Source organism: Kibdelosporangium banguiense, from assembly GCF_017876405.1.
GTDB lineage: Bacteria > Actinomycetota > Actinomycetes > Mycobacteriales > Pseudonocardiaceae > Kibdelosporangium > Kibdelosporangium banguiense.
On record NZ_JAGINW010000001.1, the window covers coordinates 8,746,077 to 8,766,847 of the forward strand.

Below are 20,771 nucleotides of genomic sequence, written 5' to 3' on the forward strand. Positions count from 1 at the left end.
TCCCGGCGGTAGGCGGGCCACGCCGTGACGAGCGGTGGAATACCCGAGGCCGAAGGCCCGATGAACCGGCCGACGGGCTTTTTCGAGCAGCCGTTCTGGACTGTGCTCGGGCTTCTGGTCGTGTGTGCCGGTCCCCTGATCCTGCTGGCCGGTATCGGCGGTTACGTCCCCGAGGACGACAAGACAGCCGTCGTCGTGACCGGCCTCATCTGGATCCCTCTCACCGTGGTCGTCCTGCTTCTGGCCATCGTCGGCACCGTGCGGGACCAGCGCGTGTGGCGTGACCTGGACACAGCCGGCGTGCGCGTCATGGGCGAGGTCACGTCCGCACAGCACGTGTCGTGCGGCGAAGACGACCGCTGCACCAGGATCCGGATGCTGGTCACCGTGCCGGGCCGGCCGCCGTTCACCACGAGCCACCTCATCGCCGGCGAAGAGATCATCGAAGTCGGGACAAGCATCCTGGTCGACGTACACCCGACGCGCGACCTCTTCCGCCTGGTCGCCGACCCGTCCCGGTAGCTCTCCCCCAGCAGGCGATGTTCTGGTCGGTGCGGTTTTGGGTATTTTCATCACTAGAGATATCAACTGTGGACGTAGTCATAGTTGAAGTGGACCTCAGGGCAGGAACTTCTGACGGAGGCAAGAGTGGGGGGCTATCCGGCGGAGAGGGTGAGGGTGGTCCAGCCGCCGAGGTGGATGAGGTCGCCGTCGCCCACTGGCACCGAGGCGTTCGGCTCGATCGGGTCCGGCGAGTAGTTCAGGTAGGTGCCGTTCACCGAGTCGAGGTCGACCACGGCCCAGGAGTTGTCAGGGCGCGTCACGAGCAGCGCATGGGAGCGGCCGATGGAGGTGTCCTCGGGTGGGCCCGTCAGGTCTATCTGGGGTTCGATGCCTCGGCTGACCGACCGGCGGCCAATCAGCAGACGGCCTCGGCGCAGGTCGAAACGGCGTTCTGGGCAGAACGCCGGGAACGGGATCTCGCGGCCGCCGTTGGCCAGGACGAACTCGTAGTACTTGTGGTCGGCGCGGGCGGTCAGGCGCCAGCTGATCATGCGGGCGCCGCACTGCTCGCAGTATCCGGTGGTGCCAGGCGAATCGTGGCCGCGTGGGCAGAGAGACATCAGCGTTTCCGCCAGGGCACGGTCTTGCGGGACTTCACCGACGCCATTTCGGCGTCGACGTCTTCCATGTCGTCACGCAGCCGCACGTGTGCGGTCGGCGCGTCGACGACGTCCACGATCTTGTTGAGGACCCGGAGTGTGTCGTGGTGGTCGGACTCGGCTGCCAGCTGGACGGCCCGGCCGAGTTTGGCGGTGGCCTCGTCCTTGCGGCCCGCGGTCAGTGCCGCGAGGCCTTCCTGCGTCACGACGTTGAGTTCCTGCTGCCCGGTGTAGTGCGCCACGCGTTGATTGATCTTTGTGGACAGTGCGGCGTCGTCGGTCCAGCTCGCCGGGATCAGGCCCTCGGCGACGACGTTGTCCGCCACCACGATCCGGGCGTGCGCGGCGAGCACCTCCTCCCCCAGTTTCTTGCCGGCCGGCAGCTCGACCGACAGGTGGTAGTCCCGTGTCTCCGCGCCCCAGGACCCGGTTGGGTAGTCGGTGATCAGGTCGCTGAGGGGGGTGCCGTTCTCGGTCAGCGGCAGGATGTCCGGGAAGACCTGTTTGACGAACCGGAGCCGGGATCCGCGCGGGCACCACAGCCGCAGCGTCACGTTCGCTGTCGTCTTGCCCATCACGGCTTCGATCATGGCCTGGAACTCGGCTGTCAGGGTCTTGGCGTCGGGCAGGCCGTCGGCCGTGCCGAGCAGCACGTCGGCGATGGCGTTGAGCGGTTCGGCCGACCAGCCTTTGCCCACACCGCGGGTCTCGCAGACGAACTTGCCCCGGCATTGCTCCAAAGTGGCCAGCAGGTCCTCATGCCGTTGATGGATGTTGTGCCCGTCGGTCAGCAGGATGCCGTGCTTGATGTCGGCGTCCTGCCCGGCGAGCAGATGGTTGCCCAGGTCCAGCCAGGTGCCGATGGCCGTTCCGCCTTCGGCACGCAGTTTGCGGATCGCCGCCTTGGCCTCAGCCCGGGTCACCGGCGAGGCGGGCACCATGGTCTCGCCGGGCGGGTACGCCATCCGGGCCGCCGAATTGCCCGCCACCACAGCGAAAGCGACCTCGTCGCGCAACTGGTCCACAGCCACGTTCACGGCCCGCTTGGCCTCGATGATCTTCTCGCCCTCCATCGACCCCGAGCAGTCGATCATGATCACCTCGGCTGCGGTCGGGGCGTGTGCCCGCCGGCCGCCGTCCAGCGCGCTGACCGAGACCACCGCGTCCATCACGCGGCCTCCGTCGGGCAGGTACTTGTTGTGGTCGACGTGCAGCTCGAAGTCCATCGCCAGCCTCCTTCTCAGAAAAGCGTCCGGGGCCGGACCTTGTTGGCCGCCTTGACCAGCGCGATCCGCCGGTCGATGTCGTCGGTGACCTTGGCCAGGTCGCGATAGGCCTTCTCCAGGCCGAAACGCAGCGGCCGGTCCTCCAGGGGATGGCCCAGCACCATGCCGGTGTCCGAGAAGTCGTGGTTGGCCGACACCCAGTCCAGTGCGGCGCGCAGGACAAGGATCTTGGCGGGCACGTGCCACTGCGTTCCCGCCGGTACGTCGTCGAGGGCGGCCATGACCGCCGTCAGATCGCCGGACCGCCGTGACACCCGGGCGACGCCGAATGCCGCGCTGAGGTACCGGTTGTCCGTGTGCCAGACGCGTTGGTAGAGCGGACCGGCTGCGCGGTCGTCACCGTCCCATTCTGCCGACGCGGCGAGGGCGAGTTTGGGCGGGAGCTCGCCTGGCAGTGCGTCGTAGACCATCTCGAACTCGGTGCGAGCCTCATCCGGGTCGCCGTCCGCCAGCGCGGCCAGCCCGCGATACCAGGCGACCCGCCAGTCGTGCGGTGCCGTTTCGGCATAGTCGTCCAGGCCCTCGCGGGCAGCCTCGATCTCGCCTGCCGCGATCCGGGCGCCCGCGAGCTGCAGCACGACCTCCGGGCTGCTCACCGGAATCCCGACCAGCATCTCGATCACGTCGTCCGGGTCCGCGGCCGCGATCGCGGCCAGGTAGCTGGCACCGGGATCACGCGGGTCGACCAGCGGTGAGGGCAGCGCCTGGCCCACCGCGGACCAGTCGACCTGGTCGGCCACGCCCGCGTCGGTACCGAAGGTCCGGCGCTCCACGGTGAACCAGGTGGACACGGCCGGCCGGGCTTCCTGGTCCTGTGCGGACAGCACTTCCAGCAGTACGCCCTCAAGCTGGCCGCGCATCTCCGCGGCCGAGGAGAACCTGAGTTCCGGCTGGGGATGTGTGGCCCTGCGCAGGAACCGGTAGTACGACTCCTGTTCGGTCAGCAGCGGGATGTCCTGCTGTGGCGGCAGCGTGTGACGGAACTTGCCGGAGAACCCTTCGAACTTGAAGCTCAGCACGGCCAGGCTGCGTCCGACGGTGTACAGATCCGACAGCACCGACGGCCCGGTCTCCTCCACCTCGGGCGCCTGGTAGCCGGGAGTGCCCAGAAACGTCCTGGGCAGGCTGTCCGCGCGGACCACCGCGCCGAGGTCGATCAGTTTGAGCTGATCACCGGTCTGCATCGCGTTGTCGGGCTTGAAGTCGCAGTACAGCAGGCCTTTCTCGTGCAGGTGGCCGAGCGCCTGCAGGACTTCCAGGCCGTACGCCAGCACGTGCGCCAGCGGCATCGACGCCCGCCGGCCGAGTTCGTCCCGGTGGCCGCGGTGCAGCTCCAGCAAGGACCGGCCGTCGATGTACTCCATGACGATGTAGCCGGCCATCGTCCCGGTCAGCGGATCCGGGTGCTGGACGAAGTCGTTGATCTTGACGATGTTCGGGTGGTCGACATCGATCAGATACCGTCGTTCCTGCACCGCCTGCTCGACGGCTTCCTGGTCCTCGGTGTCGATCAGTCCTTTGAGGACAACGTGGTGCTCGGCCCCGCTGTCGCTCAGGTGCGTGTCGCGGGCCAGGTAGATCCAGCCCTGGCCACCGCGGGCGATGCACCGGTCGATCTCGTAGCGGTCGACCAAGTCGCCTGCCGACAACGTCGGCGCGAACGAGAACGGTGTGCCGTCCTTGGTGCAGAACCCACGGGTCAGGCCCGGCCTGCCGTTGCGCTCCCGGCCGACAGGCGCGCCGCACGTACGGCAGAACCGTTGTGACTCAGGCACTTCAGGGGGTGGCAAGGCTGTGCCGGCCGGATCCCGGGGCGGTACCAGAGGAATATCGAACCACCCTCCGCCGATACCGCCCCGGTTCGACCGTGCGGGAGGCACGATGGGCATGGACGGAGTGACCCGTCCGGACGGTCTGCTGCGCGGCACCGAGCCAGGGGTCGACTTGGGATCTGGTGTCGGTGTGGAGACAGGCGCGGGCGGTTCGGGCGGCTGGGCTGATGGCTCCTTGTGGCCGCACTCGTCGCAATAGCCGTGCGGGCCATACGATCCGGGGCAGCCTGGCTGCAGACACTTACTCAACGCAGCTTCTCCCGTCGATCCGTGACTGCCCGCTGGAACGCGTTGACCGCGCGGGTTGCCGCACCGAGGTCGCACGGCTGGGTCCACAGCAGATCGCGGGCCAGTACGTAACGTTGTCCGACCTCCGCTTCCTCTGCGATCCGCAGGCGCACGGCCATCGCCTGATAGCCCTTGAGCCGGCCCCGCAACCGGTCTCGCCGGTCGATCGACCCGATGGCGACTTCCCTGGCGTCGCGGGTTTTGCTCAGCGCGTCGTCTACGGCAGCGGACATGTCGGCCAGTGCCGCGGCCGAAGGCAGACGACCTTGCGGGGCGTACTGTTCCGCGACGGCGAGTCGTTCGCGCAGGATCGGCGCCGCGGCGGAGTGCGGCGGTAGGTTGGGCTCGGCGATCTTGTCCGAGGCGAGCGCGTACGTCTGCTCGGTCAGCGTCTCCTCGGCCGCGAGCTCGTCGAGCCTCGCCTTCAACGCGATGATCGCCTTACGCAGCTCGTGTGAAGCGTTGTAGGCGAGCGCCAGGTGCGCGGCCGAGTTCCGGTTGTTGCTACGCGGTTCCGGCCAGTTGTGCCGGCTCATCGCGGCACGGACTTCCCTGAACAGCACGTCCAGGGTCAGCAGCACACCGGGCTCGGCGGCGACGCCTTCCCACAGCAGGCGTAGCAGCTCGCCGGTGAACAGGGTGTTGCGCCAGCCAGGCGGGGCGAGCGCCCGGTTCTCGGTCGCGGCCAGCACGTACGTCCCGGCGATGTCCACTTCGCTCAGCAGTGTGTCCGCGGGCTCCGACATGGTGTGATCGAGCGTCCGGCCGGCGAAACAACAGTCCAGGATCAGCACTTTGGTCTTGGCCGAACTGTCGAGGATGTCCTGGCGCAGGTCGGCGTAGCGCAGGGCCGAGGTTCGCAGCTGCTTCGTCTTCGTGTCCCGCAACGCCAGGAACAGCTCGTTGTTGCCGTCCCAGCTCATCAGGCCGTGCCCGGAGTAGTACACCAACAGCACGTCCTCGGCCGCGCCTGCGGCGGCAACGATGTGGTCGCCGACAGCGGCCTGCGCGGGCGGGTCCCTTAACACCTCGCAGTGCCCGCCGGGCAGGCCCGCGCCTTGCTGGGCCGTGAGCACACCGGCGAGGTCCGTGAGGTTGTTGGCGACCGCGGGCAACGGTTCCAGGGCCGGATCCTGGTAGTCGCCCGTGCCGATCAGTACTGCCCGGGACCGTCCCGGTTCGGGAAGTCGTGCCATCACGCCTCGCCCGAGTCGATCTGTTTGGGCGGCCGGTTGAGCGTCTCCCGCAGCAGCTCCTCCACCCCGGCCTGGTCGCCCTTGGCGCGCTTGACATCCAGCTCGATGCTCGACCCGTCCGCCGCCGTCACCTTGATCTTGACGTGCGATCGCCTGCTGAACAGCCACGATCCCAGCGACGCGGCGAGCGCGGTCACCGCTCCCCCGCTGCCGAGCGCCACGACCAGCACGTCGGAGACCGCGCCCATCTCCCCCGGCTTCATCGTCTGTTCCAGGGTGAGTGCGCCCCGCAACGACGCCGACTCGGCCAGCCAGCTGTGCAGCGACTCGAACTCGGCGAGGTCGTCGGCGCTGTCACCGATCTCAATCGAGGCCTGCATGTCGTGCTCCTTGAGAACTAGTCGATGTACGCGGCGCGCGGCGGGAACTCCCGCTCCGGCGGGAGTCTGCCCAGCCACTTGGCGTAGATCGCCGCCCAGCGGCCGTCGTTGCGCATCTGCTCGAGGACGCCGTTGACGAACCGGACCATGTCGGGCTCGGTGTCCCGCATCGCCAGCCCGTGCGGCTCGTCGGACATCCGGTCGCCGGCGAGCCTGAGCGTCGGGTCCTGCTCGACCATGCCCTGCAGCACGGTGTCCGTGGTCGAGATGGCGTCGATCTGGCCCTGCTGCAGCAGCACGAGACAGTCGGAGAACTCCGTGACCGCGACCGGGACCAGCCTCCGGCCGGGCGTTCCGTACTCCCGGATCCGCTGGATCGAGGTTGTCTTGGCCGGTGCGCACACCTTCCCGCCGATCAGGTCCTGCGGTCCCTGGTACGGAGATCGCTTCCGGACGATGACCCGCTGCCCGGAGTCCAGGTAGTTGGTGCTGAAGGCGACACCCAGCTTGTACCGGCGCTCGCAGGTGATCGTCAGCGAGTCCGCCAGCAGGTCGATCTCGTTGTTCTTGAGCACGTCGAAGTTGTTGGTGAAGGTCACCGCCCGCAGCTGGATCTTCTCCGGATCACCGAAGATGGCCCGGGCGATCTCCCGGGCGAAGTCGATGTCGTACCCCTCGATCACACCGGTGTGCGGATCGCGCGAACTGATCAGGTTGAGGTTCTGGTCCACGCCGACCTGCAGCCGCCCACGCTTGAGGATCTTGGCCATCGTGCTGTCCGGTGGCATCACGCCCGGTTGCGGCATCGTCGCCGGTGGCCGCAGGCTGATCGCCCGCGCGTCGAACCCCGCGCCCGGCGCGCACTGGGCCGGCAGGTCGGCCTGTGGTTCGGGGGAATCAGGCACGAAGACAGGCGGCATCACCTCGGCACCGGGCGGCATCGCCTCGGCCACTGTCAACGGCGGCCTGCGGGAGATCGTGTCCGCCGGCCCTGCGCCGCAGCCGGCCACCAGCGCCAGCGTGCAGACGAGTATCAGCATCCTCATCGGTACTCCCGGATTCTCGGTGCCATCCCGAACGCGACACCCGCACAGGCCAGAAGCATCAGGATCGCGATTCCGACATCGGCGACGCTCAACGAGTTCACGGCCCGCGCGGCTTGGTCGTCGAAGACGGACTGTGCCTGCCCGACGGCCTCCCCCAGCTTCTTGTCGACGTCCGCGGCCAGGGTGCCGGTGTTGTCCTGCTCGATCTTCGCGGGCATCGCCTCCTGCAACGTCGTGTCGACGCCTGTCGCCAGGCGCACCGCCTTGATGTATTCGCCTTTGTCGTCCAGCTCCCGCAGCTGCTGGTGGTCGGTACGCCACCGCTGCCACGTGCCGACCGCGGACTCCACAGTGGACCGGATGGGCGCGTCACCGATGCGGTCGAGGGCCGCGGCGAAGGAACCGAGCTGGGCTTTGTCACCGTCGAGCCGTTGCCGCGCCTGCTTGTATCCGTCCTCGTATCGCTGTCCGTTCCCCCTGGCGACCAGGGACAGGGCCTCTTCGCTGCGGGCCGTCAGGACCGTGATCCGGGCCTCGGCCAGCGCTTCGAGAGGCACGCTGCCGCCCTCCCGGCCCGCGTCGTTGTGTCCGACCGCAGTCGCCGAGGCAGCGACAAGCCAGGTGAGCGCCGCGACCACGGCGACGCTCGCGCCCAGCAGTCCGGCGTTGAGCGTCCGATTTGTCGTCCGACGCAGATAGACCTGCGACGCTAGCAACGCGATGAGCGCCAGGCCGCCGATGGTGAGCGGGAACCAGGCCAACGAGCCCGCATCGTCCTGCGCCACCGACAGCCTGACCATCTCGTCGCGGAACAACTGTTGCGCTACAGGCAACATCCGCTCACGGACCAGTCCGGAGGACTCTCGCAGATAGGCCGCGCCGACGGACTTCTGCAGCAGGTTGTTGGTCTCGGCCTTCTCGACGATCCCGGTGTACATCGGCAGCAGCGCGGTCAGTTCCGCCACCGCCGTCGCGGTCTTGACGTCCGGCGCTCCGGCCGCGGCGGTACTCAGCGCGGAAGCCGCTTCGGTGATGTCCGTGCGATATCTGGCACGCAGATCGGCCGGTGCCTGATCACCGGTCAGGAACGCACCGGTGGCGATCGCGTCCGCATCGGACAGTGACTGGTAGACCGTCAGAGCCGCGCCGGCCAGCGGGCTGCTCCGGTCTGCCACACCGACCAGGACGTCACGGCGGTGCTGGACGTCGAGCAGCCCGGCCAGACCGGTGATCAGGCACACCAGCACGAGCCCGGTAAGGATCAGGCCCAGCTGCTCAGGGGGCCGGGCGACCCGCCGCAGGATCCGTTCACGCAGGTCCACGCATCACTCCGACCGGTACTGAGGCGTGGGCGGGACCGCGTCGGCGATCTGCGGGGAAAACCAGAGTGTTTCCAGATATTTCCACTTCCCGCCCCGGATGAACTCCGCCAGCACGCCGTTGACGAACCGGACCAGGTCGGGTGCGTCGAGGGACATCGCGATCCCGGTCGGCTCGTCGGTGAACCGCGGTCCCCTGATCTCCATCGCCGGATCCTGCGCGGCCAGTCCGGCCAGGATCACGTCGCCGGTGGACACCGCGTCGATCTGCCCCTGCTGGAGCAACAGCAGGCAGTCACTCGTGTTCGCGGCCGCGACCGGGATCGGCGCGGGCCGGGACTGCGCGATGATCCGGATGTTCGTGCTCGTGGCCGACGCGCACACCTTCTTGCCGCCCAGATCGGCGAGGCTCTGCGCGCTGGACCCGTGGGGTACCAGGATCTGCTGACCGGCGGAGAAGTACTCCGCGGAGAATGCCACCTTCTGCCAGCGTTCGCAGGTCATCGTCATCGCGGCCAGGACCATGTCGACCTTCTCGACCGGTTCGCCGTTGTCGGTCACGCCCCGCACGGCGGCGATCCGGTCGGCGGCGTTCAACGCCCGGAACTGGATCCGGCTCTCCTGGTCGTCACCGAAGATGGCCTTGGCGATCTCCCGGGCGATGTCCGCCTCGAACCCCTCGATCCGGCCGGTGAGCGGGTTGCGATGGCTGAGCCGGTACGCGCTCGACCCCACGCCGACGACGAGCCGACGTCGTTCCTGGATCCTGGCCATCGTGCTGTCCGGCGGGATGACACCTGCCGGCTCCAGCGGACGCAGACTCGCCTTGGGATTGCACGTCTCCGGCACCGCATCGGGGATCACGGCCGGCATCTGCACACCCGACGGCAGGACAGTCACCGAAGGCACCGGCCGCGCCGGCACGACCACAGGGTCCGCACCACAACTGCTCAGCAGCACGGCGACTACCGCGATCACCCGCTTCACCGGTACTCCCGGAGCCGCGGGGCGAATCCGGCAACCACACCGAGCGCGGCCAGCACCATCAGCAGGGCCACGCCGATGTCCGCGGTCGACAGCGCGCCGCCCGCCTTCGCCGACTCCTCTTCGAACCTCGTGGCCGCATGCCTGATGGCCTCGCCCAACTGGCCGTCCACTGTGGACGAGAGTCGGCCCGCGCCGGACGGCCCCTGGTCGGCGGCCAGACGGATGGCCTCGTTGTAGTCGCCCTCGTCGTCCTTGTCTCGCAACGCCTGGTGGCTGACCAGCCACGCCTGCCATGCCGTGATCGCGTTGTCCACCGCCTGGCCGGCCTGCGGGCTGGCCGCCGCGGCCTTGGCCTGGGCGAGCAGCCCTTCCCCGCCTTCGAGGCGGCTCTTCACGCCGTTGAAGTGATCTTCGTAGACCTTGCCGCCGCCGCGAGCGACCAATGTGAGCGCTTCGTCGCTGCGGGCTTCCAGGACCTTGATCCGCGCCTCTACAAGCGCCTCAACCGCCGCAGAGCCTTCGTGACGGCTTGCCGCGGTGTGCTCGGCCGCGCTTGTCGTCGCGACGGTGAACCAGGAGACAGCGGCTACCGCAGCGAGCGTGGCGACGAGCAAACCCTTGTTGAGGATCCGTCTGGTCGTGCGCGCGAGGTAGATCTGGGCCGCCACCAATCCCCCCACCACCAGAATCCCCAACGTGAGCAGAATCCAGCCGACCACACTCGCGTTCGCCTGCGCCTCCGCCAATCGGGTGATCTCAGCCCGGTAAAGGCGCTGCGCCGAAGGAAGCATTCTCGACTGCACCAGATGCGAGGCTTCCCTCAAGTAGGACACACCCTGCGGCATACCCAGCCGGTTGTACATTCTCGCTGCTTCCACCAGTCCGGTGTAAACAGGCAGATACGCCGCCAGTTCGGTGACGGTGACCGCGCTTTCCCCGGTCGGCGAACCGGCCGAGGCGGTGGTCAGCGCGGTCGATGTCTCGGCGATATTCAGCTGATACCGCTCGCGCAGTTCCGCCGGTTCCACTCCCCCGACAAGCAGAAAGGCGCTCGCCGCAGTGGCGTCCGCGTCGGACAACGACTGGTATATGTCCACCGCCGCACCGGTCAGCGGGGCACTGCGGTCGGCGATCCCAGCCAGTTCGTCCTTTCTGCGCTGCAGATCCAGGGCGCAGGCGGCACCGGTCGTCAGGCACAACAGGACAAGAACAGTGAGCAGCAGGGTGAGCTGGCCAGGCGCTCGCCTGCGATAGCGGGCAAGCCACCGGCGCACCTGAACTGACCGCTCGACAACCCCACTTCGCACCGGCAGCCCCCTCCGCGCCGCGCCGGGTGACACGCACCACGGACATCGGGAAGGGTGGCCGGTTGTTACCGGTCTCCGGTCACATTTTCGAGTGAATCGTGCTCAGGCACAAACGGCCGAAAGACATATCGTCACCATAACCTCAGACGAAGTCGTCAATGCCGTCTTTGAGCAGCCGGTTGACGTTCTCGCGGAACGATGCCGAGTCATTGCCCCGTGGGAACGGCGTGTCAGGAACCTCGGCATCGAGGAACTCGCACAGCGGCGCCCAGCCCTGACTCACCTCGTAGACGAGGAGTTTGCGCGGATCCACCCCTGCCTGCACGGATTCGTTGTGCCGGTTGAAGACCTCGATCGTGTCGGCCTCGCTCAGGTCCCTGCGGAATCCCCGGGCCGCCATCGCCTCGGAGAACGGCCGCAATAGCGTGGCGATGTCCTGTGGCATCTCACGGGGCTCCGTACTCAGGATCGTTGCCCGTGCGCTGTCGTACCACTTCTTTGGGTCACGCACGCTGAGCACGACTTTGGCGTCTGGGTACAACTCGGTCATCTCACGCCACAACAGGCAGCCCGGGAAATCGACTGTCGCCTTGTAGCCCTCAAGCAACGGCGGCAGCGCGGTGCGGTCGCCGTTGAGTGCCGCCGTCCAACCGACCGTGGTCTGCGGCTGTTTGAGGACCTCGCTCATGTGATGACACGGGCCGAATCCCAGCAGCTCCAACGCCCGCTTCAACGAAGCCGTGCCGGTCCGCCCGAACCCGGCGCCGATGACCTGCACCATCCCGATCCCCCTTCATACCGGCCCGACCGTGAAGAACTCGTCGAGTACCAGCATGGCAGCACCGGCGGCCACCACGTCCTGGCCGAGCACCGCGAGGCTCACTTCCACTGGCAGCCAGCCGTCGGCGGGCAGGGCCGCGCGGATACCGTCGAGGTAGGCCTCGGGTGCACCGAGGATGGAACGTCCACTCAGGACGATGTGCTCGATGTCCAGCAGCCGAACCAGATCCGTGGTCGCCGCGGCGAGGACCTTGATGGCACGCCTGCGGTCGCCCGCAGCGAGCGCTTGGTTGTGCAGTACTTCGGCACAGCCCCGCCTGCCGCACGCGCACAATGGCCCGTCGAGCAACATCGTGGTGTGCCCGAATTCGCCCGCACCTGAGCGCGCCCCACGATGTACGCGTCCATCAAGAAGAAGGCCTGCACCCAGGCCTGTGCCGGCGAACACGACAGCCGCGTCACGGAAGCCCTGGCCACGGCGCCACATTTCCGCGACGACGGCCACATTCGTGTCCTTGTCCACGGTCACCGGTATGCCGAGGCGCTCGGCGACGAGATCACGCAACGGGATGTCGTGCCAGCCCGTCAGCCCGGTCGCGTCGTGCACAACACCGTTGCGGTGGTCCAGCGGCCCGACGATGCCGATGCCCACACCCAGGAGCCGGTCGTCCGGCACGGATTTATTCATCGCGGTGATGTGCCGGGCGAGCTCGTCGATCAGGATGGCCGGACTGAACCTGGCGGGCAATGGCGTCACCACGCAGTCGAGCACTGTCCCGGCCAGATCGACCAGGGCGATTCGCAGCTCGTCACGTTCGACGTGCACGCCGAAGGCCAACCGGCTCTGCGGCACCAGCCGCAGCAACGTTCGGGGTTTGCCGACGCCGATGTTGCGGGTGCCGGTCTCCTCGATCAGCCCGGCCGCGATCAGCCTGGTCACGATCTTGGACACCGCCTGCGGGGTCAGCCCGCCGCGATCAGCCAGCTCGACCCTGGTCATCGCCTCGCCGCCGCGGGTCAGGCCAAGGATGACAGCGTCGTTGTATCCACGCAGGAATCCCAGGTCGGCCACGTGACCATGATCGCACGGCTCGCAATTAATCTACAGTGTTGCTTTAATAGCCGTCATGGCATCCGATTTGCGTGTCGGCGTACTCGGCTACGGCATCGCCGGCCGCGTCTTCCACGCGCCGCTGATCTCGGCCACACCCGGCCTGACACTGGCCGCGATCGTGACCCGTTCCCCTGCACGCCAAGAACAGGCGGCCGCCGAGAACCCGGGCGTGCCCATCCTGAGCGACGCCGCCGAACTCCTCCAGACGCCGCTTGACCTCATCGTCGTGGCGACGCCGAACCGTACGCACGTCGCGCTCGCCCTCGCTGCGATCGAAGCGGGCATTCCGGTGATTGTGGACAAACCGTTCGCACCCACGTCGGCAGAAGCTCGCCAGGTGATCGAGGCCGCCCGTCAACGTGACGTACCGCTGACGGTGTTTCAGAACCGGCGGTGGGACAGCGACTTCCGGACCGTACGCAAGATCGTCGATGACGGCCGGCTCGGTGAGGTACAGCGCTTCGAGTCCCGCTACGAGCGCTGGATCCCGGACGTGTGGGACAACTGGCGTGAGTTCGGGGCGCCCGAGGAGGCCGGTGGCCTGCTCTACGACCTCGGCGCGCACCTCGTGGACCAAGCAGTCGACCTGTTCGGCCCAGTGGACACCGTGTACGCGGAGCTCGATCTCCGGCGGCCGGGTGTCCAGGTCGACGACGACGCCTTCGTCGCGTTGAAGCACGCCAACGGTGTGCGCTCACACCTCTGGATGAGCGCGACCGCAGCCAACCACGGCCCCCGATTCCGCGTATTGGGCAGCAAGGCAGCGTTCACGATCTACGGCCTCGACGGCCAGGAAGACGCCCTGGCCGCAGGCCGTCGACCGGGCGACCCTGGCTGGGGCGAGGAACCGCAGAGCGCGTGGGGCAAACTCGGCCTGCTCGACGACGTTCAGCCCGTCCCCAGCGAACTGGGTGCGTACCAGGAGTTCTACGAATCCATCCGGGACGGTTCGGTACCCGTACGGCCGGAGTCGGCCGAGTACGCGTTGCAGGTCATCGAGGGCGCGTTCCGCTCAGCCCACTCCGGAAAGGTCGAAACACTGTGACAACGAGCAAGGAACTCGCCGAGCAGGAAGAGCGGCTGCAGTTCGACCGGTTCGACAACGAGACCGCCCTCGCGCTCGGCCAGTACCTGCTCGCTGCGGCCCGGGAACGCTCACTGCCGGTGGTGATCTCCGTGCGCCGCAACGGCCAACGCCTGTTCCATGCCGCCCTGCCAGGCACAGCGCCGGACAACGACGCCTGGATCGACCGCAAGAGCCGGGTCGTCGACCGCTACGGCCACAGCTCGTTCTACATCGGCACACTGCACCGCGAGGCCGGCGACACGTTCGAGGAGAAGTCCCGGCTCGACCCCGACCTGTACGCCGCGCACGGCGGCGTGTTCCCGATCATCCTGCGCGGTACAGGTCCGATCGGGACGGTCGGGGTCTCCGGGCTGCCCCAGGCCGAGGACCACGCCTTCGTGGTCGAGCAGCTGACCTCGTTCCTAGCCCGCTAGCAGGCTGACCAGCGCCGCGACACCGGCGAGGACAAAACTGACCCAGAGTGCGTAGTGCGCGCCGCTGCCGACAACAAGTCCGGCGGCGGCCGGGCCTACGACCGCACCGATGTTGAAAGTGGTCGTTGCGATCGCGCCGGCGATACGCGGCGCGGCCGGCGCGGCTGTCCGCACAATCGTCGCGATCAGAGTGGCCCCGATACCGAATGCGCCGACGCCGGTGATCAGCGCGAACACCAGCAGGCCGGTGAGGGTGTGCACAGAAGGAACCGCTGCCAGCCAGATTCCGGCCAGCGCGACGGTCCCCACGGTGCGGTACCGGCCGTCGTGGCGCCCGGCGAGGGTGACTCCGATGAACGAGCCGATGCCGAACAGCGCCAGGGCAATGGGAATCCACGGACTGGCGGGGCCCGTCAGCGCGGCGGCAATGGTGCCGAGATAGGTGAAGCCCGCGAACGTCGAGGCGTTGACCAGTACACCCAGCACAACCGTGACGATCAGTCCACGGCCGCCGAGTACTCGCCACTCACGCCGCACCGGCCCGATCCCGTTCTGGTGCGGCGTTTCAAGCGTTGTGCCGGTCATCGCCCACAATGCGGCCAACGCCACCGCGGTGATGATCGCGATCGCCCAGAACGCCGACTGCCAACCCAGCGCCTGACCAAGCACAGTCCCAGCCGGCACACCGACGATGCACGCGATTGTCACTCCGGACAGAAGGATCGACGTCGCCCGGCCCACGGCGTCACTCGTGACCAGTGCCGGCACGCTCGCCAGCGCGACAGCGAGAAACCCGGCGTTCGCGATCGCCGCGACCGCACGCGTGCTCAGCAACAGCGCAAAGTCCATGGTGAGAGCACCCATGGCATGGCTGGCACAGAACAACCCCAAGAACCCGATCAGCGCCGTACGCCGGGGAACGGCACTGACAGCGACCGCCATCGCGGGCGCGCCGATCACCATCCCGGCGGCGAACATCGAGGTCAGCAACCCCGCCGACCCGATCGAGACACCACAGTCGGCGGCGATCTCCGCCAACAGACCTGAAAGCATGAATTCGGACGTGCCCTGCGCGAACACCGCGGCAGCCAGCACAAAAACCACGACAGGCATCGTGAACGACCTACTCCAGAAGTCACGGCGCGGCCCGATGTCCGGGGGAAACACGCGCCAGAGAGGCAAACGGCAGCACTCACGCGGACACAGCAGCCATCCCGCACACCGCTGATCCGCCGCCCAGCCGATCGCTGGGCGGCTACCGTTCTGAGGCCTCCGGAGAAGTCACGCGCAGCAACCTACCTCAACCCCGGCAGTACCGCTGGGCGGGATCGACCGGGGTTCCGCCCAGCGGAGTCCGGGTGAAAGGATCTGCGGGGCGTCCGGACCGACAAGGAGACCGCTGTTGCCAGAGCTGGTGCTTGGCCCGATCTTGCGGTATGTGGACACGTCCTCGGCGACAGTGTGGGTGCAGACAGACAGCCCGTGCACGGTCGAGATCGCCGGAGCTGCGGCGAGGACGTTCCAAGTCGGGGCGCACCACTACGCGCTTGTCGTCGTGACGGGCCTGGCTGAAGGCAGCACGCCGTACGAAGTGCATCTGGACGGGCAGCAGGCCTGGCCGGTCGACGGTCTGCCGCCGAGCCGGATTCGGACCTTCAGTGGTACTGATCTGACCATGGTGTTCGGCTCGTGCCGGATGCCTGAGGCGGGTGATCCCCGGATGGGCCGGGACGCGATCGCCGCCTATGCCCAGCGGATGGCCGGGCAGGATCATCAGCTGTGGCCGGATTCGCTGGTGCTGCTGGGAGATCAGGTTTACGCCGACGAGCTGTCCAGGTCCACGAAGGACTGGATCGGCCGGCGGCGTTCGGTCGACCATCCGCCGGGGGTGGCGGACTTCGAGGAGTACGTGCACCTCTACCACGAGTCGTGGTCGACGCGGTGGAACCGATGGCTGATGTCGACCGTGCCGACGTCGATGATCCTCGACGACCATGACGTGATCAACGACTGGAACACCTCGTCGGCCTGGCGCGAGCGGATGGAGGCGACCGGCTGGTGGGCCGAGCGCGAGACGTCCGCGCTGGTCTCGTACTGGATCTACCAGCACATCGGCAATCTCTCGCCTGCGGACCTGGCCGTCGATCCGGTGTACACCAAAGTGCTTGCCACTCAGGGTGATGCCATCGACGTGCTGCGGTCGTTCGCGACGGAGGCCATCCGGGAGGCCGACGGCCGCAAGCAGGCCCAGTGGAGTTACCGGCGCGACTTCGGCCGGGTCCGACTGCTGATGATCGACACCCGGGCCGGGCGGATCCTGTCCGGGCAGCGGCGGATGGTCGGTGACGACGAGTTCGAATGGCTGGAGGCCAATGCCGAAGGCGACTACGACCACCTGCTGATCGGATCGTCACTGCCATGGCTGCTGCCGCGGGCCATCAGCGACATGCAGAGCATCAACGAGATCGGCTGCGCCAAACCCGGCAGGCGCGGCCGGTTCTCCGAGAAGATCCGCCAGAAGGCCAGCCTGGAACACTGGGCGGCGTTTCGCGACTCGTTCGACCGTCTGACCAGGCTTATCCGGCGCAGCGCGGAAGGCAACGCCGCCACCGTCTGTGTGCTGTCCGGCGACGTGCACCACGTCTATACCGCGCAGGCCAGCTTCGGCACGCCGGTCAACGCGAAGGTGTTCCAGCTCGTCTGCTCCCCCTTCCATAACCACGTTGCAGGCTTCTTGCGGCCGTTCTTCCACCTCGGCTGGTCGCGACCGCTGTCGGCGTTCACCCGCTGGTGGCTCAAGCGACGAATCACGCCCGAACCGTTGGACTGGAAGCGGATCGACGGTCCTTATGTCGTCAATGCCATTGCCACGTTGCGAATCAGCGGACGTGAAGCCGATGTGGTCATCGAAAGAGCGGATGACCTCACGCCGATAACCACGCTCACGCTCAGCACCGGGTGACGGCTTCAGATGATGAAGTCGGGCACGACTTTCGGCGGCCAGATTCCCGGTACGAGAATTCCCTGCGCGTAGGCTTTGGACACCAGCGAAGTGCGGTTGGGCACTTTCAACTTTCGCAGCAGGCTCGTCACATGGTATTCGACACCGCCCCGGCTGAGATCGACCATGGCGGCCAGCCGGACGGTCGGCACACCGGCCGCGACCCCTTCCAGGATTTTCGCATCCATCTCGGTGAGGACTTTTTTACGCCGCGTGGTGACGGACTCCTCGAAATGGGTGTGTTCCGGCTTCAACGTCAGAATAACGGTCGCGACCGTGCCCGCATCGCCGTATACTGCGACACCTGCGATATCAGCCGCGTACTTCTCGCCACCGACGCCTATTGTCAGGACCTGCTCGGTGAAATTGCCACGCCGACCGGTGATCAGGTCGGCGACATGCTCTCGTAAGGTCTCGCAGAGCATCCCGAATTCATCGCGCTCCAACGGGGCAGCCACCTCTCGTCGCAGAGAAACAGGCCCCTCCGTGCGCTACGACCGAGAATAACATCTTTGGTCAAAGAACGTCGGCGTCACACCGCATCCGCAGGCCGTCCAGCACCTGCCCGTCGCCACCGGCCACGAAGCTGAACCGCACGCTCCCGCGCGCGGGAATGGCGGCCGGCGAGTCGACTGTGACCAGCACGTCCGCCCCGGACGCCTCCTGGGACAGCCGTGCTCCGGCGACTGTTCTGACCGGCTGCCGGGCGGGCATCGTCCACCGCACGGTCCAGCCGTCGAGCGGCTCGTTGGCCAGGTTCCACACCTGGACTGTCGCCTCGATACCGTCCTGCCCAGGTGCCGTTTCCACGATCGCGGGCTGGCACTTTGTTCCCGCGTCACCTGCGGGACGAGCCGGTGGAGCCGGTGCCGGGATGGTCCCGCTCTCCGGTTCGGAGGTGACCGCGACGATGATTCCGCCGAAGAGACCGGCGGCCACCAGTACTGCCGCGATCAGGCCCGCACGCGACCGCGAGTCGAGCCTTTCCGGACGTGCCGGCCGTGCCGGCGGACGTGTGGGGGCGCTGGCACGCATCATCGGAATCGACGGTGCTTCAGCGAGCGCGACGCCGCTGGCCTGATTGCCGGCGTGCACGAGTTTCAGCTCGATCGTGCCGGTCTGCGGAATCCTGCGGGCCTGAAGTTCCTCTTGCACCTGACGCATAGTCGGCCGCATTTTCGGGTCGGCCGCGAGCAGGGCCAGCAGAAGTGGCGTCAATTGGCCACTGTACCGGGGCGGAATGATCTCGCCGCGGGCCGAGCGCATCAGCAGCTCGACTTTGTTCTCGTGGTCGCCGAACGGCGGCTGCCCCTCGATCGCCGTGTACATCGTGGCACCGAGCGAAAAAACGTCCGACGCATAGCCCATATCGGCACCACTGGCCACTTCGGGCGCCAGGAAACCAGGGGTGCCTGCCACGAAACCGGCCCTGGTCGTGGACCCCTCGCCGGTGGCCTTGGACAGGCCGAAATCGGTGATCTTGACCTTGCCGTCGAAGCCGATCAGGACGTTCTCGGGCTTGACATCCCGGTGCACCACCCCGGCCCGATGGGCCGCGACCAGCGCGGACGCCACCTTTTCGGCGACGTCGACGACCTGGTCGACCGGCAGCCGGCCCCGCGCGGCGATCACCTCGGCGAGACTCTGCGCCGCCATGTAGTCCATCACCAGGCAGGGACGGCCCGAATGCACGATGACCTCGTGGACCGAAACCACATTGGGGTGCTGTAATCGCGCGGCGATCCGGCCTTCCCGTTGGGCTTTCGCCACGACGTCCTCCGAGTCGCCGCCGACGACCTCGGAATTGGCCAGCAATTGTTTCACCGCGACCACACGGTCGAGCAACTCGTCCTGGGCGCGCCAGACAACCCCCATGCCGCCGCGGCCGATTTCGCTCTCCAGACGGTATCGTCCGGCGATAAGCTCACCTGCAGCGGTCACCTGCACATGATACGGATTCACGCACGTCAGGGACACTGGAAATGTACCAGCAACAAGCTGGGACAAATATCAGCACACCGGCCCGGACCTGCGGCTGCCGACCGGCACTCGGTCTTGGGGCCGACCCCCGCGCCCAAGACCGAGCCCACGTCCGTCCACTCAGGCGGCAGCCGGCGGGTGGATGTCACTCACGTGGACGTCCACCGCCGCGACATCCAGGCCGAGGAACTGCTCGACGGCCTCGATCACGTCGACCCGGATCTGCCCGGCCAACGCCTTGATCGCGTGCCCGTACTCGATGGCCATCGATACCTTGATCGTGGCGACGTTGTCGGCCACCTCAACCGAAATACCGCCGTCGTCAAGGCTGTGCACACCGTTGACCTTGCCGGCGACCATGGTCACGACCTTCACCACGACACTGTCGTCCACCGTGACGTTGCCGCGAGAGCCCGCAGCGGGACGGGTCTCGGCCACCACGACCGGCTCGACTTCTTCGGCCTCATCAGGCTTTTCGACGTCATCGGCCGCGGCAGCATCCGCGTCGGCCACAACAGCGTCAGTCTCTTCGGCGTCAGTCTCTTCGGCGTCGGTCTCTTCGGCAGCCGGTCCGACTTCAGCGGCCGCGGGGGCAGCCTCGGCCTCATCGGTGTCAGTCACATCAGCGTCAGTGTCTTCAGCAGCCGGTGCGTCTTCTGCCTCCGCAGAGACAGCTTCGGCGTCAGGCACGTCAACGTCGGCCTCTTCAGCAGCCGGTACGTCTTCCGCTTCCGCGGAGACAGCTTCAGCATCTGCAGTGTCTTCGGCGTCAGCCACATCAACGTCAGTCTCTTCAGCGGCCGGCGCGTCTTCCGCCTCTGCAGAGACAGCTTCGGCGTCGCCGGCCTCTTCGGTGTCAGTCACGTCAGCGTCGGTGTCTTCGGCGGCCGGTGCGTCTTCGGCTTCCGTGTCGGCGGTGTCTTCGGTGTCCTCAGTGGCGGCTTCCGATGCGAGGTCTTCTTCCGCAGCGGCTTCGTCGGACTCCTCCACGGCGGCCTCGTCCGTGGCCTCGCTCGCAACGGGTTCTTCGTCGCCGGCTTGATCGGCGGCGTCATCCGCCCCGGTTTCGTCCAACTCGGCAGCATCCGCCTCGGCGCCATCCGATTCAGCAGCGTCCGCCTCGGCGACGTCGTCGCCGTCCTCAGAAGCGGTGTCCTCGGCGGCGGCGTTCTCGGAGTCGCTGTCGGTGGAGTCGGCGACGTCATCCGCGCTCGGGGCAGCCTCGGTGTCTTCGGCGGTGTCCTCGGTTGCGGTGGCTTCGTCGATTGGTTCCACCACTGTGGCGTCGGCCGGCTCGACGTCGATTGCGTTGGCAGCACTGGTGTCTTCGGTAACGACCACCTCCGCGCCGCCCATCTCGGTGCTGTCGGTCTGGACGCTGCCGGTCGGGGCGAGCGTGGTGACTGTGGCCTCCTCGCGGGAGGTGACGGTGTCGTTCTTGGAGCGGCCGAAGAGGGAGCTGATGATCTCGGGCACGGTGGGTTCCCTTTCGAGAGAGGGAGGACTTCGGGGAGGGGAGAAGCAGACGGCGTCATGATAAGCAGTCCGCGTGTGACCGCGGTCACCCACCCCCATTTCGAGATTTCCTTGTG

20 protein-coding genes are annotated in these 20,771 nt (G+C 67.3%); 5 read left to right on the plus strand and 15 right to left on the minus strand.

Features of this window, described 5'->3' with window-relative positions; genetic code table 11:
* Positions 1 to 24: 24 nt before the first annotated feature.
* On the plus strand, positions 25 to 522 hold the full coding sequence (locus JOF56_RS39775) for a hypothetical protein (protein WP_209644578.1): 498 nt from the start codon (positions 25 to 27) through the stop codon (positions 520 to 522).
* Positions 523 to 656: 134 nt separating this feature from the next.
* Here the strand turns inward: JOF56_RS39775 and JOF56_RS39780 are convergent, their stop codons facing one another.
* From JOF56_RS39780 to JOF56_RS39790, 3 genes are all read right to left on the minus strand, one after another.
* Positions 657 to 1,055, minus strand: coding sequence for an FHA domain-containing protein (locus tag JOF56_RS39780; protein ID WP_209644580.1), 399 nt, complete (start codon positions 1,053 to 1,055; stop codon positions 657 to 659).
* A 68-nt stretch (positions 1,056 to 1,123) separates the two neighbouring features.
* Complete coding sequence (locus tag JOF56_RS39785; protein WP_209644583.1) at positions 1,124 to 2,389, minus strand: vWA domain-containing protein; 1,266 nt, start codon at positions 2,387 to 2,389, stop codon at positions 1,124 to 1,126.
* Positions 2,390 to 2,403: 14 nt separating this feature from the next.
* A complete protein-coding gene (locus tag JOF56_RS39790; protein WP_245378564.1) occupies positions 2,404 to 4,338 on the minus strand; it encodes a serine/threonine-protein kinase in 1,935 nt (644 codons plus the stop codon).
* On the opposite strand from JOF56_RS39790, the gene JOF56_RS39795 reads away from it, so the two are divergent.
* Positions 4,331 to 4,480 (plus strand): hypothetical protein, encoded by a 150-nt coding sequence (locus JOF56_RS39795; protein ID WP_209649135.1) that lies wholly within the window; start codon positions 4,331 to 4,333, stop codon positions 4,478 to 4,480. The two genes, JOF56_RS39790 and JOF56_RS39795, sit on opposite strands and share 8 nt — an antisense overlap.
* A gap of 46 nt (positions 4,481 to 4,526) precedes the next feature.
* Here the strand turns inward: JOF56_RS39795 and JOF56_RS39800 are convergent, their stop codons facing one another.
* The 8 genes from JOF56_RS39800 to JOF56_RS39835 all read right to left on the minus strand — a co-directional run bounded on the left by JOF56_RS39800 (position 4,527) and on the right by JOF56_RS39835 (position 12,656).
* A complete protein-coding gene (locus JOF56_RS39800; protein ID WP_209644587.1) occupies positions 4,527 to 5,765 on the minus strand; it encodes a caspase family protein in 1,239 nt (412 codons plus the stop codon).
* Entirely contained in the window at positions 5,765 to 6,145 is a 381-nt protein-coding gene (locus JOF56_RS39805) for an effector-associated constant component EACC1 (protein WP_209644590.1), read from the minus strand. Before JOF56_RS39805 ends, JOF56_RS39800 begins: the two co-directional genes overlap by 1 nt.
* Positions 6,146 to 6,162: 17 nt before the next feature.
* Positions 6,163 to 7,191: a glutamate ABC transporter substrate-binding protein gene (locus JOF56_RS39810; RefSeq protein ID WP_209644593.1), complete on the minus strand. Its 1,029-nt coding sequence runs from the start codon at positions 7,189 to 7,191 to the stop codon at positions 6,163 to 6,165.
* Entirely contained in the window at positions 7,188 to 8,513 is a 1,326-nt protein-coding gene (locus JOF56_RS39815; protein WP_209644595.1) for a GlnX family signal transduction membrane protein, read from the minus strand. Before JOF56_RS39815 ends, JOF56_RS39810 begins: the two co-directional genes overlap by 4 nt.
* 3 nt (positions 8,514 to 8,516) lie before the next feature.
* Positions 8,517 to 9,497, minus strand: coding sequence for a glutamate ABC transporter substrate-binding protein (locus JOF56_RS39820; protein ID WP_209644598.1), 981 nt, complete (start codon positions 9,495 to 9,497; stop codon positions 8,517 to 8,519).
* Positions 9,494 to 10,804 carry a GlnX family signal transduction membrane protein gene (locus tag JOF56_RS39825; protein ID WP_209644602.1) on the minus strand — a complete coding sequence of 437 codons (1,311 nt, stop codon included), beginning with the start codon at positions 10,802 to 10,804 and terminating at the stop codon, positions 9,494 to 9,496. Before JOF56_RS39825 ends, JOF56_RS39820 begins: the two co-directional genes overlap by 4 nt.
* 142 nt (positions 10,805 to 10,946) lie before the next feature.
* Positions 10,947 to 11,585 carry a sulfotransferase family protein gene (locus JOF56_RS39830; RefSeq protein ID WP_209644604.1) on the minus strand — a complete coding sequence of 213 codons (639 nt, stop codon included), beginning with the start codon at positions 11,583 to 11,585 and terminating at the stop codon, positions 10,947 to 10,949.
* Positions 11,586 to 11,597: 12 nt separating this feature from the next.
* Complete coding sequence (locus tag JOF56_RS39835) at positions 11,598 to 12,656, minus strand: ROK family transcriptional regulator (RefSeq protein ID WP_209644607.1); 1,059 nt, start codon at positions 12,654 to 12,656, stop codon at positions 11,598 to 11,600.
* Between the two features lie 55 nt (positions 12,657 to 12,711).
* On the opposite strand from JOF56_RS39835, the gene JOF56_RS39840 reads away from it, so the two are divergent.
* Both JOF56_RS39840 and JOF56_RS39845 read left to right on the plus strand, forming a co-directional pair.
* On the plus strand, positions 12,712 to 13,743 hold the full coding sequence (locus JOF56_RS39840) for a Gfo/Idh/MocA family protein (RefSeq protein ID WP_209644609.1): 1,032 nt from the start codon (positions 12,712 to 12,714) through the stop codon (positions 13,741 to 13,743).
* Positions 13,740 to 14,198 carry a heme-degrading domain-containing protein gene (locus JOF56_RS39845; RefSeq protein ID WP_209644612.1) on the plus strand — a complete coding sequence of 153 codons (459 nt, stop codon included), beginning with the start codon at positions 13,740 to 13,742 and terminating at the stop codon, positions 14,196 to 14,198. The genes JOF56_RS39840 and JOF56_RS39845 overlap by 4 nt, the downstream gene beginning before the upstream one ends.
* On the opposite strand, the gene JOF56_RS39850 is transcribed toward JOF56_RS39845, so the two are convergent.
* On the minus strand, positions 14,187 to 15,311 hold the full coding sequence (locus tag JOF56_RS39850; protein WP_209644614.1) for an MFS transporter: 1,125 nt from the start codon (positions 15,309 to 15,311) through the stop codon (positions 14,187 to 14,189). The genes JOF56_RS39845 and JOF56_RS39850 overlap by 12 nt on opposite strands.
* Positions 15,312 to 15,600: 289 nt before the next feature.
* Between JOF56_RS39850 and JOF56_RS39855 the strand changes: the two genes are divergently transcribed.
* On the plus strand, positions 15,601 to 17,160 hold the full coding sequence (locus JOF56_RS39855; protein WP_209644617.1) for an alkaline phosphatase D family protein: 1,560 nt from the start codon (positions 15,601 to 15,603) through the stop codon (positions 17,158 to 17,160).
* Positions 17,161 to 17,165: 5 nt separating this feature from the next.
* Here JOF56_RS39855 and JOF56_RS39860 read toward each other — a convergent pair whose 3' ends face one another.
* The 3 genes from JOF56_RS39860 to JOF56_RS39870 all read right to left on the minus strand — a co-directional run bounded on the left by JOF56_RS39860 (position 17,166) and on the right by JOF56_RS39870 (position 20,754).
* Positions 17,166 to 17,645 (minus strand): helix-turn-helix transcriptional regulator, encoded by a 480-nt coding sequence (locus JOF56_RS39860; RefSeq protein WP_245378565.1) that lies wholly within the window; start codon positions 17,643 to 17,645, stop codon positions 17,166 to 17,168.
* A gap of 70 nt (positions 17,646 to 17,715) precedes the next feature.
* Complete coding sequence (locus JOF56_RS39865) at positions 17,716 to 19,140, minus strand: serine/threonine-protein kinase (RefSeq protein ID WP_209644620.1); 1,425 nt, start codon at positions 19,138 to 19,140, stop codon at positions 17,716 to 17,718.
* Between the two features lie 159 nt (positions 19,141 to 19,299).
* Positions 19,300 to 20,754, minus strand: a complete 1,455-nt coding sequence (locus JOF56_RS39870) for an Asp23/Gls24 family envelope stress response protein (RefSeq protein ID WP_209644623.1) — start codon at positions 20,752 to 20,754, stop codon at positions 19,300 to 19,302.
* Positions 20,755 to 20,771: the final 17 nt, after the last annotated feature.

Excerpts from the sequence above, each read along its gene's own strand:
- JOF56_RS39785 (WP_209644583.1), bottom strand. The coding sequence starts at position 2,389 with ATGGACTTCGAGCTGCACGTCGACCACAACAAGTACCTGCCCGACGGA.
- JOF56_RS39840 (WP_209644609.1), top strand. The coding sequence starts at position 12,712 with ATGGCATCCGATTTGCGTGTCGGCGTACTCGGCTACGGCATCGCCGGC.
- JOF56_RS39805 (WP_209644590.1), bottom strand. The coding sequence starts at position 6,145 with ATGCAGGCCTCGATTGAGATCGGTGACAGCGCCGACGACCTCGCCGAG.
- JOF56_RS39830 (WP_209644604.1), bottom strand. The coding sequence starts at position 11,585 with ATGGTGCAGGTCATCGGCGCCGGGTTCGGGCGGACCGGCACGGCTTCG.
- JOF56_RS39790 (WP_245378564.1), bottom strand. The coding sequence starts at position 4,338 with ATGCCCATCGTGCCTCCCGCACGGTCGAACCGGGGCGGTATCGGCGGA.
- JOF56_RS39800 (WP_209644587.1), bottom strand. The coding sequence starts at position 5,765 with ATGGCACGACTTCCCGAACCGGGACGGTCCCGGGCAGTACTGATCGGC.
- JOF56_RS39795 (WP_209649135.1), top strand. The coding sequence starts at position 4,331 with ATGGGCATGGACGGAGTGACCCGTCCGGACGGTCTGCTGCGCGGCACC.
- JOF56_RS39810 (WP_209644593.1), bottom strand. The coding sequence starts at position 7,191 with ATGAGGATGCTGATACTCGTCTGCACGCTGGCGCTGGTGGCCGGCTGC.
- JOF56_RS39780 (WP_209644580.1), bottom strand. The coding sequence starts at position 1,055 with ATGATCAGCTGGCGCCTGACCGCCCGCGCCGACCACAAGTACTACGAG.
- JOF56_RS39850 (WP_209644614.1), bottom strand. The coding sequence starts at position 15,311 with ATGCCTGTCGTGGTTTTTGTGCTGGCTGCCGCGGTGTTCGCGCAGGGC.
- JOF56_RS39870 (WP_209644623.1), bottom strand. The coding sequence starts at position 20,754 with ATGGGGGTGGGTGACCGCGGTCACACGCGGACTGCTTATCATGACGCC.